The organism is Bartonella sp. WD16.2, from assembly GCF_002022505.1.
Classification (GTDB): Bacteria; Pseudomonadota; Alphaproteobacteria; order Rhizobiales; family Rhizobiaceae; genus Bartonella.
The window spans coordinates 1,434,193-1,446,917 of the sequence record NZ_CP019781.1; the positions used below are offsets into that span (position 1 = coordinate 1,434,193).

The following is a 12,725-nucleotide window of genomic DNA, read 5'->3' on the forward strand; positions in this document are numbered from 1 at the left end:
AACATCTCCCCAGTACACCCAATCATCACCTTCAAACGTCATTCAACACTCATTCTCTCAAATCCTCAATCATTTTATTCTAAAGCCATCTTATACACCGGTGCAATTAACTTGGCTCACATAAACTCTTGCTTTGCTCCACGCACCTCTCATGTGGTCTCCCGAACTCATGCCCTTTCAAAACTCACCCTCAAACCCCGCATCTCTTCTTCTTCACCAACGCAATCTGCATATCTCTGCCCATTCCCACACTTTGCCCCCACATGCTCTTAAAAAATCCTCTCGAAGAGAGCCCTTCCAAGCGCACCCCCAAGCTCCCAGCCTTTTCTCCCTGAGCAATCTCCAAATCTCCCTAATCCTTTTCTCATATCAATCCCCCAATTATCTCCCACAGTCACTATCAAACCTCGCCCATCCTCCCCTTCAAGCAAACACCCCACCGGCATAACCAGGCCTTGCTATCATCTTCTTCCTCACCAACGCACCCACTCTTCCCCCTCAAATGCCACCTTTCTCTCACACTAATCCCCTCAACCTTTCCAAATCCACCTTTTAACACGTCTCTCTAGATCCGTTCCCTCGCCGTATTGTAAATAACCCTAACCCCCTGCCAGCTTGTTGAATCTTATACACCATATTTTCCAAAGCATCATTAAAACGGTTAATTTCAGCTTCAAGCCTATGAATATAAGGCTCATCGCGATAAGCACGTTTAATTAAAGGCGGCATATCAGGCCAATAAAGCATCAAATCCACCCATTCACGTTGAGCAATCCATAACCCTCCCTGACATTGTGCCTTATGCTCAATAGGAAATGTATTTTGATAAAAATAAGGGATCAAAATTTCAGGTTTTTTTGTTTTAATTTCCAATAGACCATTTTCTCCAATAAAAGCATCGGGCGAAAAGCCTTTCTTACGATCATCAGCCAACACAAAACCAATACATTCAGGCTCTGTCTGCGTAAACATCCCATATAACTGGCGCGCATTTGGTTCCAACTGTGTACCACGCCGCATAGATAGTGTTGTCCCCTCTTCTACAGATTTTCCTGTGATTCTTTCTCCAGCAAGTTTCATCATCACACAGTGATATTTCTGTGTTTTTTGTCCATCTCTTTTGCGCCCCATAACCATCTCAAACAAAGAAGCTGTAATCAAACCATTACGTACTTGACGCCATTCTTCCGTTCCTTGAACACAATCAATAATAATTGGCATTGTCTCTTCATCTCCTCTTCTTTATTTCCTCCACCAACGCACAAGGCCCTCACTTCCCCATCGCCACTTCTCCAAAACCCTCTCCTACTGCCAGCATCAAACCTCACCCATCCTCCCCACCGGCACAGCTCAAATTTATCCCCTCTACGCTCCACCAAAAAATATACAGCCCTCTCATACTCCTCTCACGTGCCTCTTATGCAGCTTCCCAAACTCATACAGCCCTCCAAAATCAAGCCCCTTCTTTCCAGTCCATACTCCTCACAAACTTCATCCTCCCAAACTCACACTTGGTCCGCCGTATCTCTTCCCGCTTACACCAGCCTCGCCCTTTCACATCACACGCTCTTTAAAAATCCCTTCAAAGAAAGCCCTTTCAAGCGGCATCCTCAAAACTCCAACTTCTTCTCCCCGGGAAACCTCCCATCCTCCCACCAGCACACCTCAAACAACCTCATCCTCTTTCGACATAGCTCAATCTCCACTTCCCCAGCCTTTCCTCCATCAACAAAAGCTGCCTACTCCTCCACGCTTTTGTTAGACATAACCTCTCACACTAAATCTCCTAAACCGGCCTTCCACCAACGCTCCCTCAAGCACCTAACCTCTTCTCAAAGCAACCCTAATCTCCCAACCCATCTCTCACCGGTATACCTCAAACTTCATCCCCTTCCAGCACAACTCAAATCTATCCCCTCTACGCTCCACTAAAAAATATACAGCCCTCTCACACTCCTCTCATGTGCCTCTATGCAGCTTCCCAAACTCATGCAGCCTTCCACAAAATCAAGCCCTTCCTTTCTAACCCATGCTCCTCACAGACTTCATCCTCAAACGCCATCTTTCTCTCACCAACACAATCTGCCTTTTTCTTCCCACTCGCACCAACCTTACGCCCCAACACCACACGCTTTTTAAAAATTTCCTCGAAGAGGGCACACCCTCATTCCCCCCACAGAAAAAGCCCTCACAAGGAAAGGTTCCCCTCTCCAAAGAAAATTTTCCTTAGAGAGAGGGATGAAGTAATCAACCTATGGCACTACATAAAAATCGTTTTGGGCTGACCGGCAGCTTAAATTATAAGCAACACGCTGAGCAACCTTTCGCGAAATAAAAGGAACTGCCTTGTGTTTTTGTGGTTCAAGCATAATCGCGTTGCGAAGAGTGCCAGCATAATAAAGGGGAACCCCGTGATAAATTGTTTGAAGATAGTTTGCCATAATAATTTACCTCCAATAACGATCCAAAACATCACATGGGCGTAAGCGATGCTGTTCTTCATAAGATCCATAGATACTATCCTGATACACACGGGTAGCCTTGTCCTCCAAATATTCATGATACACATCACTATCGAGAATAAAGGGGTGATAACCATCTTGTTCATCAATATCGTGACATTTCATATATATCTCAGCAACTTGTTCACTCACATCATCAGCATGGAGAGTCGTTAAATCGAGCCGTAAAAATCTTTGAACAGCATCACATTGCTCCATAAGATCCAAAACCTCCTCAAGATAATCGATAGGCCCAACGTAAACATCATCATCTGCATCCTCACCAAGAATGATGAGGATTTCATCCTCTTTAACGAATGGAATGTCTTTCATAAATTTCTCCCTCAGACAGTTGATAAAGCTAAACTCTGTCTTGACATAGTCAAATATAGCGTTAGTCTTATCTCCTCTATGGGAGATATGTCAATTGTTTTATCCTTAATAAAAGATATATTTTGAACTTTTACGAACATTCTAACAGCGCGTAAAAATTGACTAATTTTCTATCCCATTTTTATGTTGTTCTCTATTTGTTCTAAATAGGCACAAAAACAAATAAAAGAGCGCAAATAAATAGGCACAAACAAATGGGTCAATAGACAACAAACAGATTGGGAGAGCTGAAATGAGTGATTTAAAATTGATACAGTATTGGGAAAATCTTGAGCCTGAGATTCAAGGAGCTGTTATGGTTTTACTTCGTCAGTTGGCCGGCGCAAGAGAGTTAAAATTGCCTGTCGTTCCTCAGGAGAAATCTTTGCAAGAAGATCAATAAATTCTTGATCTTCAGGAGCAGGATTTTCTCCATAGAGAATATAACTCATACTTACATTAATTGTCTGACACACGTTTGAAAGCGATTCAATCGTAGGGTCTTTCCCTTCAGAAAGAATAGAATGGAGATAACCAGCTCCTTTGCCTGCTGCAAGGGAAATAGAGCGCTTCGACCGCCCACTTTTTATGAGCACTTCATTTAATCTGTGACGCCAACCATCAATATTCATAAGTCTCATCCTTAGCTGTCTTCAATAAAATACATAGTCTTTCATAAAATTAACTTGCAATATCCTTTAAAGAGGATATAAAATTATAAATAAATTTTATTTTAGGGGATGAATTCTACATTTTATCAAAAAACAATAAAACACCCCAAAGGATACAAACAGGCCACCTCAAAAACCCGTGCGTTTCCTGTATGTATTATTTATCCTTTACAGTTTATGCAACCTCAAATTGCAAACTCCACCCCTTCTAGCAAACACGACTGACTTTCAGATGATTTAAAAGAAATACAAAAATGAACACAACACTCTAACAAATAATAGAACAAAATGAAACAAAACCGAAACAAACCAGAAACATTTTACGAAATCGTAAACTTTGACTACGTGCATTGAGAGGGAAGTAAAAGGCTATTTTAGATTTTTTTTCCACAAAAAGTCGCATTAATCGAAACTTTTAAATGAAAGAAACAAAACCTTAAGAAAGCTTATCCCCCCATTAAGAAAGCTGACATCCCTAAAGAAAGCTGATACCCCCATGAAACAAACTGAGCAATTTGAATTTCCTAATTATGAATCGTCCACACTTCCTTATGTTTGTTGGTATCAAAATGACTTTTTAGGTGGAGTACGCGGGATGCGTGCGCACGAAATTGGAATTTATACAATTCTTCTCAATGAAATTTATGCACGGGGTCGTCCTTTAGATTTATCAGCAGAACGTTTAGCACGCCTTTGTGGTTGTGATAAACGAACTTTTATCAGTGTTTTAGAAATGTTGATTACAGAAGGTAAGATTTTAAATTTAACCTGTGGATTATGGAACAAGCGATGCGAAAATGTGTTTCGTGAGCGCGCGCAATTGCTTGAACAAAAATCCTTTGCGGGTCGTTCTTCGGCAGAAAAACGTAAAAAAATCAATGCAAAAATTCAACATCTGCTCAACACATGTCCTACAAATGATGAACTTAACTCAAAAGCTCAGAAGGAAGAAAAAGAAACACCTAACGGTGTTTCACAAAAGAAAGATGTTTGTTCCAACACCATCCACCCATCCACTGGGCATACCACTCCAGACCTTGCCACCACATATCCTGACACCAAAACCCACTCCAGTGCACATTCCTCCACCACAAAAAGTTTGAAAGACCACCATCTTCCTACCCCTGCCAATTGGGTGGGCGACATTCAACACCCATCCACCATCCACTCATCCACCGAGCATTCCACTGGGCATACCACTCCAGACCTTGCCATTCAACACTCACCCACCCCCATTCATCATCCACTAAACATCTCCCCTCGCAATACCTATCCACAAAGCACCACCCCACTGGGCATACCGTACCAAGCCCTGCCACCACATATCCTAACACCACCCCCCTCTCCAGCGAACATTCTTCCACCGCAAAAAATTTGAAAGGCCATCGCCTTCCTGCCAACTGGGTGGGTGACATTCACGCAGCAGTCTCAGAAGGTTTGAGCGAAGAGCAAGCCCGCTGGCAAGAAAAAAAATTTCGCGACTATTGGCATGCTAAAAGCGGCAAACAAGCTTTAAAAGTAGACTGGTCAGCTACATGGCGCAATTGGTACCGGCGTGAAATTGAGCGATTAAGAGAAAACCAAGAAAGGCTTTGTGCTTTATCATCTGGTTCAAACACAGTGCCTCACAGCACTCAAGAAGATGGTCTTTACCGCAACCTTATCAATTATCAAGCAAAGTAACAAAACCCCAAATCAAAACCCCAAGCCAATACAACCAAACAAAGTAACATCAACAAACCAATGCAAACATAACACAAAGCCACAACAAAACACGATACACATTATGATACAAGCAGGGGAATATGAGCACGATTTTTGAAATCAAACAAAAGCTTGCATCTCAAGCAGGATCGGTTGCACAAATGCTTCTTCCACAAGGACAAAAACGCGGTAATGACTGGATTGTAGGCAGCACACAAGGTGAACCAGGTCAAAGCTTATCACTCTGTTTAAAGGGCAGCAAAGCAGGCCTGTGGTACGATTTTGCAGAAGGAAGCGGCGGCGACCTTTTAGACCTGTGGTGCGCGGTTAAAGGAATCAGCCTTTCTCAAGCATTGGATGAAGCCCGTTCTTACTTAAATCTTTCTCGCCCAAAACCCTTTATGGCCCCACGTCATCCCTATCGCCTTCCCCCCGTTCCAAAAGGGAGTAAGCCTCGCTATGAGGTGAAAAATTATTTACATACAAAACGGCATATCCCCTTAGATATCTTAAAACGTTATCGCATCCAAGAAGATGGAAACCAGATCATTTTTCCATTTTATAAACCCGATGGCACACTTGCATTGGTGAAAGTACGTACTACAGAAGAAGGCGCAAAAGCAAAACCCACAGCTTCTCATTGTGAACCAATTTTATTTGGCTGGCAGGCCATCTCGCCAACACAACGAACCCTTGTTATCACCGAAGGAGAAATTGATGCGCTTTCATTAGCAGCCTATGGGTACCCGGCCCTATCAGTACCCTTTGGAGGGGGTAAGGGAGGCAAACAAGCTTGGATTGAAAATGAATTTGATCATTTAGAAATTTTTGAGAAAATTTTCTTAGCAACCGACATGGACAAACCAGGAGAAGAAGCAGCACTTGAAATTGCCCACAGGCTTGGTCGGCACCGGTGTTATCGTGTCCACTTGCCCTGTAAAGATGCCAATGACTGTTTAAAAGCAGGCCTTGAGACTTCAACCATAAAAGCCGCTTTTTCAAAAGCCCAAAGCTTTGCACCAAAGGGATTAAGGCGTGCATCTGATTATCGCAACCAGGTGATTGAGCTATTTTGGCCCACTCCCAAACAGCACCTTGGCTATACGGTTCCTTATCCAAAATTAAATGGCAAATTGTATTTTCGCCCAGCAGAATTAACCCTCTGGAGTGGTGCAAGCGGTGCCGGCAAAAGTCAATTGTTATCAGACTGTATTGTCCATTGGATCGCGCAAAAAAGCCGTCTCTGTCTAGCCTCACTCGAAATGAAGGGGGAGCAATCGCTTCGCCGTTTAATCAGACAAACAGGGGGCGATAACCAACCAACAAAAACCATGATCGAACAGATTCTTCATTTTCTAGATGACGGTCTCATTTTGTATGAGCACGTAGGCAAATCAGACATTCAAACCCTGCTTGATGTTTTTGACTATTGCCGTGCAAAATATGGCTGTGATCAATTTATTATCGACAGTTTGATGCGGCTTAGTATCGCTTCAGATGATTATACAGGGCAAGAACAAGCAGTCTATAAAATTGTTGATTGGGCAATTTTAAATGCCGTGCACGTTCACCTTGTCGCCCATGCACGCAAAAGTGGTATAGAGAAAGATATCCCTGGCGCTGAAGACATAAAAGGAGCCTCAGAAATTGGAGCCAATGCATTTAATATTATCACAATTTGGCGTAATCGCTCTTTAGAAGATAAAATTCTTGCAGCTCAACGTGCAACAGAAAAAGCTGAATTAGCAGCCCGTCCCGGGGTAATCATGAACATCGCCAAACAACGTTCAGGCGATTTTGAAGGAAAAATCGGCCTTTGGTTTGACCCTAAAACTTACCGCTACCGTTGTTCTTCAACAATCCACCAAGAATCACGTCGTTATCTTGAATTCACAAACACACCCTCCTCGCAGTCTCATCCCCCCTCACAACTTCATCCCTAAGAACACACAAACGCATACCCCTCATAATCCCAAAAGGAATACAACAACTTCTTCTCTCTTACAAACCTGCCCAACAATGCAACCTTGCCTCACCCCTTAAAACACACCCACCCCCTTAAAACAGATTACTCCTTAAAAACAAAACCATACAAAAACAAACTATCTCTTAAAGAATATTCTCTGTCCTTAAAAACACTTTCCAGTGTAAAGAGCACTCATATCATAAAGAGCCCATGTTGAGATACACCACTTTAGCAATTTTTCTCACTTTAAACCCCGTTTTTACTCATCTCCTATCATTTTCGCTCCCCCCTCATTCTTACTCATCACTCTCACTTAAACCACCTCATTTTTCATATATGTCCCCTCTCATTTAACCTCTTCATTCTCAGTTATATCCCTTTCCTGAAGCCTTTCTTATTTCGGTCTCTCTCACTTAAGTCCCCTCTCATTTAATTCCATTCATTTTCATTTAAAAATCTTCTGACACATTTTTCATTAAAGGAGGAAAACAATGAAATGTCATCACAATAAAAATACCGATGCACTTAAAAAGAACACTGTAAATTACGCCCACCCATATACAAAACATCAGCACATTGGTCATTTAAAAACAGAAGAAATGCTTATTGAAACAAGTAATCCTTATTTTCAACCCACCCATAAGGAAAGCCCTAGCAACCCACGTACCATTGTTGCAGTTGCCAACGCTCATAGCCGCCCTATTGCCCTTTTATATGCAAAAGGGCATATCAGCAAAGCGCAATATAAAGCAGCAGAACGTTTTTATTATTATTGGCACATACAACAAGGTAACACACACATGAGCATCGATTACAGCCATCAAAAAGTCGATGGCAGTCATTATTATACAGACACTCTTGAACGCCAAATGGAAGCAACAGATCAATTACAAACGATTAAGATTCAACTGGGTGTTCTTGGTTACCAGCTTATTGAGCAAATAATCGGTTATAACCTATCGATCAAAGACTTAAGCCCTTTAAAACGCAGACAAAACTCTCTTGCCGATCACTTACGCGATTGTCTAGACCTGATGGCAACCTATTGGGGTTATGCGAAAACTTAAATAGTCTTGAATAAACGTATAAAAACTCCTCCACCCCAAAACAGCGCCCCCACTCAATCAATGAGATAAAATCCCCCTCACTGCACCTAAATTGAAAAATAGTACCCGCTATCAATTCTTCCACATAAACGTACACCTTCACAATCACACTCGCAAACCATGAGACAAACCACTCCCCCCACCTTAAAAACCAGCGCATCCATCCATTTAACTAAGGGGATAAAATCCCCCTACTGCATCTAAATTGAAAAAACAACGCACATGCCGTCAATCCCCTAAGCAAACGCACGCCCTCGGTCTCTCCTAAATAAACATCCACATCTAGAAGAAATTTGCCTATGGTGCGGGTGGTCGGACTCGAACCGACACTCCTCTCGGAACCAGATTTTGAGTCTGGCGCGTCTACCAGTTCCACCACACCCGCACATGCAGCTTGATCAAGACATAAGGAAAGCTTGTGCCCTCTCCTCTTGCACTATATGAAGAAGTAGAGATTCGTCAACACTGGACTTGCATTTTTTAACTGGACTTTTGTTTTTTTAAGTCTATGCATCATTTTAAACTCATTGAATTAATCTGGCTTATTTGAAAGTATGTGCATGAAAACTATAGGGAAAAGTATTGGGGCTTTAAAACTATGATGTTAAACAAATTAAAAGCATGGGTCGTATCATTAGCACAGCGTCGCACAGCGCCACATTGGCTTGGGCTAATTGCTTTTTTTGAAAGTTCCTTTTTTCCGATTCCAGCTGATGTCTTGTGCATTCCAATGGCGCTTGTTCGCCCGCAAAACGCCTATCGCTACGCCTTAATTGGCACACTGTGTTCTACCTTAGGGGGAGCTTTTGGTTGGATTATAGGTTTTTATGCTTACGACACCATCGCCAAACCGATTTTAGAATTCTACGGTAAATATGAAAGTTTTCAGGCATTTCAAAATGGTGCAACATTAAAATTTCTCGTAATTTTACTGATCACATCAGGGCTTTTCCATTTTCCACCCATCAAGCTTGTCACGCTTTTATCAGGGGTCATGGGCGTACCTCTCCTGCTTTTTATTGTTATTTGTCTCTTAGCGCGTGGAGCTCGTTTTTATCTTTTTGCTTGGTTTATTCAACGTTTTGGTCAAAAAGCGATCGATCTGCTCTCTCGTCATTTTACATGGTTTTTGCCTATTGGTTTAATTCTTCTCTTGTTAGCCTATAATCTATTAGTCTATAAATTATATTCTGCTTTTTAAAATCATTCCTCGTCCACTTGAGAGAATATGTTAAATGAGTACTTCTTTGTCTTGCCAATGCTTTATGAAGAAACATCTTTATCGCAAACAAAGCAATAAAGAGCGAAGTTTGTGGGCCTTTTTTCTAACCCTTTGCCTTGCTGCCATACTGGGTATTGCACTGAGTTTTGAAATTATCGGCGGTTATCTTCCATGCCACTTATGTTTGCTTGAGCGCCTTCCTTATTATGGTGCTCTCCCGCTTTTAGTCTTAGCAAGCCTTTTGGCGTGGGTTTCTTGCTTGTCCTCTCTGGTACGGTTTTTATTCATATGCGTTTTTGTGCTCATGGCAACAAGCTTTGTGCTTGCAATCTATCACGCCGGTATTGAATATCACTTTTGGCCAGCACCAGCCCACTGCAGTTTAAATACAACAACACTCACAACAGGCGTAGACCAGCTTTTTACTTCACTTGAAAAGCCCCCAGCATCTCCCTCCTGTTCTCAAGCACCAGCGCGCTTTCTTTTTCTGTCATTTGCCGGCTGGAATGTCCTTGCCAGTTTGTTGTACATGCTCCTTAGTCTGTATGTAGCATCCAAAGGGCTTCTCTCAAATGATGATGAAAAATAAACACCATAGAGCAAAAAACTGCAAAGCTACAGCTCTAACCGACAACACAAGCCACATACCCCCATCCCCTCCCAACACCGCCCCATTATACCACCCTCACCCCCTCAAGCGCATCCCTTATCCTACAACATCCCTCCAACACAAATCACACCACCCAAACCTAAACTGCATTCTACAACACAACCCGCCCCCTACAGTACAGCTAAACTTTAAGGCATTCTAAACCCAAGATTGGCTCTACACTCAAAATTAGACTTTACATTTAAGATTGATCTTACATCTAAGATTAAGTTTTGATATCCAGTAATATCCAAAATTGACTTTTGTTTGATGCCCTCTACATTTTAGAATTATTCTAATAATGAGAGCAACAATGTCAAAGCCCCCTTCACCTTCTTCCCCCTCTTCACCCCATAATGCCTTTGAGCCTCCTTTATGCCAAGAGATGGTCGCTTGTGCTCTCAAATTACAAGAAGAACAAGCAGCGCTTTATTTAAAATATGCCAAAGCTTTACAAGAGCATTGTCCAGAGCAAGCGGCAATTTTTGCCAAAATGGGTACTAAAGAACTTGAGCATTTTCAAGAATCTCTTCGCATGGCTTGTAACATTCATGCAACAACCTCAGACCCCTCATCCAACGAGCCTGCTCTTTTAGACATTTGCTACCAAGAAGCAAACTCAAAAACAGCACAAGAAGAAAATCAAGCCACCCCATCACAAACGCAAGCATATAAACAAACACTTTTAACGTGGATTCAACCCGGCCTTGCAGGTCTAATGGATGGATCTGTCTCAACCCTTGCCCCCACTTTTGCAGCAGCCTTTGCAACAGGTGATACCTATCAAACTTTTTTGATAGGTTTTTCTGCTGCAATTGGTGCAGGTCTTTCAATGGGCTTTACCGAAGCAGCCCATGATGATGGAAAATTATCAGGGCGTGGTTCTCCACTCAAAAGAGGCATTGCCAACGGCGTCATGACAATGCTTGGGGGGTTAGGTCATGCTCTTCCCTATCTCATTGACAACTTTTACCTTGCAACAACCCTTGCTTGCCTTATCGTATTTTTTGAACTCTGGGCTATTGTCTGGATTCAAAATAAATTTATGGACACACCTTTCTGGCGTGCTTCTTTCCAAGTTATTGTAGGTGGAGCCTTAGTCCTTGCAACAGGCATCTTGATTGGTAGTATATAAACAAAAACGCCCTCCCCCTCATTTCACCTCCTCGCCCTCATCTCACGTTTCTCCCCCCATCTCACCCTTACCATTCTACCGCCTTACCTCACTCTCCCCAATCCCTGACCTCCTTCTTCCCCCTTATCCCTCTTCCACCTCGCCTCACCTTTCTCCAAATGCTCATGCACACAGCCAAAAAAGTGCCTCCTCCTGTGATTTTTTCACCTCCCCTCACCTCTCCCCTCCCACCCTACCTCGCTCCTCTTGCCTCTTCGTTTCATCTCCTTTCCCAATGCTCATTCAAACAGCCAAAACACCACCCCTTGTGAACTTAGTACCCCCCCTCAACGGTCGTGTGTACCTCATCAACAAGCCTCTATCAGCAACCCTCTCACCTTCCTCCCCCTCGCCTCATCTCACGCTTCTCCCCCCATCTCACCCTCACCACTCTACCGCCTTACCTCACTCTCCCCAATCCCCAACCTCCTTCTTCCTCCTTATCCCTCTTCCACCTCGCCTCACCTTTCTCCAAATGCTCATACACACAGCCAAAAAAGTGCCTCCTCCTGTGTTTTTCACCTCCCCTCATGCTCCTGTACCTCACCGACAAACCTCCATCAGAAACCTCTCATCGACATGCTTTCGTCAGTAGGCCATTATCAGAACTCCCCACCAACATACCCCCCATCAATAAACCTCCATCAACAAATCCCTACCGGCTTGTCTTACTTGGAAGCTTTTGTTAAAATTACTTTCTATCGTTTATATTTGGAAACTCCACGTTATGTCTCATCCTTCTCCTACCTCGCTTCCCTCTTCCCCCAATGCTCATGCACACAGCCAAAAGAGTACCTCCTCTTGTGATTTTTCCTCCTCCCCTTCACAAAATCTTACCCTCTCGGTAGAACGCCTTGCCCACGGGCAAAATTTAGATCTTCCCCAATATGCTACAGCCGGCTCTGCTGGTCTTGATTTGCGTGCAGCATTAGCAGAAAATGAAACAATCGTCTTAGCCCCCGGGCAACGTGCCCTCATCCCAACAGGTTTAATTTTTCACCTCTCACCTGGCTATGAAGCACAAATACGTCCACGCTCTGGCTTGGCTTTAAAACATGGTATCACATGCTTAAACACACCCGGAACGATTGACAGTGACTACCGTGGTGAGGTGAAAGTTCTTCTCATCAATCTAGGGCAAGAAAATTTCCCTATTCAGCGTGGAATGCGCATTGCACAAACAGTCATTGCACCTGTTACTCAAGTTAATATTCGTGTCATCGAACCAAATCAAGAAAATACCTCATATAAAGTGCATGAAGCAAACCACACTCAAGGGCGTGGAACAGGCGGCTTTGGCTCAACAGGGCACGATTAATCCCCCGGGCACCTAACCAATAATATCCCCCCGGCCCTCTAT

Annotated in this window: 12 protein-coding genes, 1 tRNA gene and 1 pseudogene; 7 read left to right on the forward strand and 7 right to left on the reverse strand. The window is 43.1% G+C overall.

The genetic code is table 11. From position 1 onward, the window contains the following. Positions 1-400 precede the first annotated feature (400 nt). The 6 genes from BWD162_RS07755 to BWD162_RS06310 form a co-directional block, all read right to left on the reverse strand. Complete coding sequence (locus BWD162_RS07755; RefSeq protein ID WP_153301014.1) at positions 401-559, reverse strand: hypothetical protein; 159 nt, start codon at positions 557-559, stop codon at positions 401-403. Further along, a complete protein-coding gene (locus BWD162_RS06295) occupies positions 553-1,221 on the reverse strand; it encodes a YqaJ viral recombinase family protein (RefSeq protein ID WP_078705877.1) in 669 nt (222 codons plus the stop codon). The genes BWD162_RS07755 and BWD162_RS06295 overlap by 7 nt, the downstream gene beginning before the upstream one ends. A gap of 766 nt (positions 1,222-1,987) precedes the next feature. Further along, positions 1,988-2,122 (reverse strand): hypothetical protein, encoded by a 135-nt coding sequence (locus BWD162_RS08095; protein WP_257787961.1) that lies wholly within the window; start codon positions 2,120-2,122, stop codon positions 1,988-1,990. A gap of 130 nt (positions 2,123-2,252) precedes the next feature. Further along, positions 2,253-2,441: a hypothetical protein gene (locus BWD162_RS06300; RefSeq protein ID WP_078705878.1), complete on the reverse strand. Its 189-nt coding sequence runs from the start codon at positions 2,439-2,441 to the stop codon at positions 2,253-2,255. A 6-nt stretch (positions 2,442-2,447) separates the two neighbouring features. Further along, positions 2,448-2,834: a hypothetical protein gene (locus BWD162_RS06305; RefSeq protein WP_078705879.1), complete on the reverse strand. Its 387-nt coding sequence runs from the start codon at positions 2,832-2,834 to the stop codon at positions 2,448-2,450. Between the two features lie 353 nt (positions 2,835-3,187). Beyond that, the gene (locus tag BWD162_RS06310; RefSeq protein ID WP_078705880.1) at positions 3,188-3,505 is read right to left on the reverse strand and encodes a transcriptional regulator; all 318 of its coding nucleotides are present in this window, start codon (positions 3,503-3,505) and stop codon (positions 3,188-3,190) included. A 535-nt stretch (positions 3,506-4,040) separates the two neighbouring features. Here BWD162_RS06310 and BWD162_RS06315 point away from each other — a divergent pair. The 3 genes and pseudogenes from BWD162_RS06315 (at position 4,041) to BWD162_RS06325 (ending at position 8,281) form a co-directional block, all read left to right on the forward strand. Then, positions 4,041-5,227 (forward strand): annotated as a pseudogene (locus BWD162_RS06315) (DUF1376 domain-containing protein). 122 nt (positions 5,228-5,349) lie between these two features. After that, positions 5,350-7,191: a toprim domain-containing protein gene (locus BWD162_RS06320; protein WP_078705881.1), complete on the forward strand. Its 1,842-nt coding sequence runs from the start codon at positions 5,350-5,352 to the stop codon at positions 7,189-7,191. Positions 7,192-7,705: 514 nt separating this feature from the next. Further along, a complete protein-coding gene (locus BWD162_RS06325) occupies positions 7,706-8,281 on the forward strand; it encodes a hypothetical protein (protein WP_078705882.1) in 576 nt (191 codons plus the stop codon). A 339-nt stretch (positions 8,282-8,620) separates the two neighbouring features. Here the strand turns inward: BWD162_RS06325 and BWD162_RS06330 are convergent. Beyond that, positions 8,621-8,705: transfer RNA gene (locus BWD162_RS06330), tRNA-Leu, on the reverse strand. A 213-nt stretch (positions 8,706-8,918) separates the two neighbouring features. On the opposite strand from BWD162_RS06330, the gene BWD162_RS06335 reads away from it, so the two are divergent. The 4 genes from BWD162_RS06335 to dut all read left to right on the forward strand — a co-directional run bounded on the left by BWD162_RS06335 (position 8,919) and on the right by dut (position 12,683). Then, positions 8,919-9,521, forward strand: coding sequence for a YqaA family protein (locus tag BWD162_RS06335; protein ID WP_078705883.1), 603 nt, complete (start codon positions 8,919-8,921; stop codon positions 9,519-9,521). Positions 9,522-9,555: 34 nt separating this feature from the next. After that, positions 9,556-10,131, forward strand: coding sequence for a disulfide bond formation protein B (locus BWD162_RS06340; protein WP_078705884.1), 576 nt, complete (start codon positions 9,556-9,558; stop codon positions 10,129-10,131). A gap of 373 nt (positions 10,132-10,504) precedes the next feature. Then, complete coding sequence (locus BWD162_RS06345) at positions 10,505-11,326, forward strand: hypothetical protein (RefSeq protein WP_236824111.1); 822 nt, start codon at positions 10,505-10,507, stop codon at positions 11,324-11,326. A 766-nt stretch (positions 11,327-12,092) separates the two neighbouring features. Then, a complete protein-coding gene (gene dut / locus BWD162_RS06350; protein WP_078705885.1) occupies positions 12,093-12,683 on the forward strand; it encodes a dUTP diphosphatase in 591 nt (196 codons plus the stop codon). The last annotated feature ends 42 nt before the right edge of the window (positions 12,684-12,725 follow it).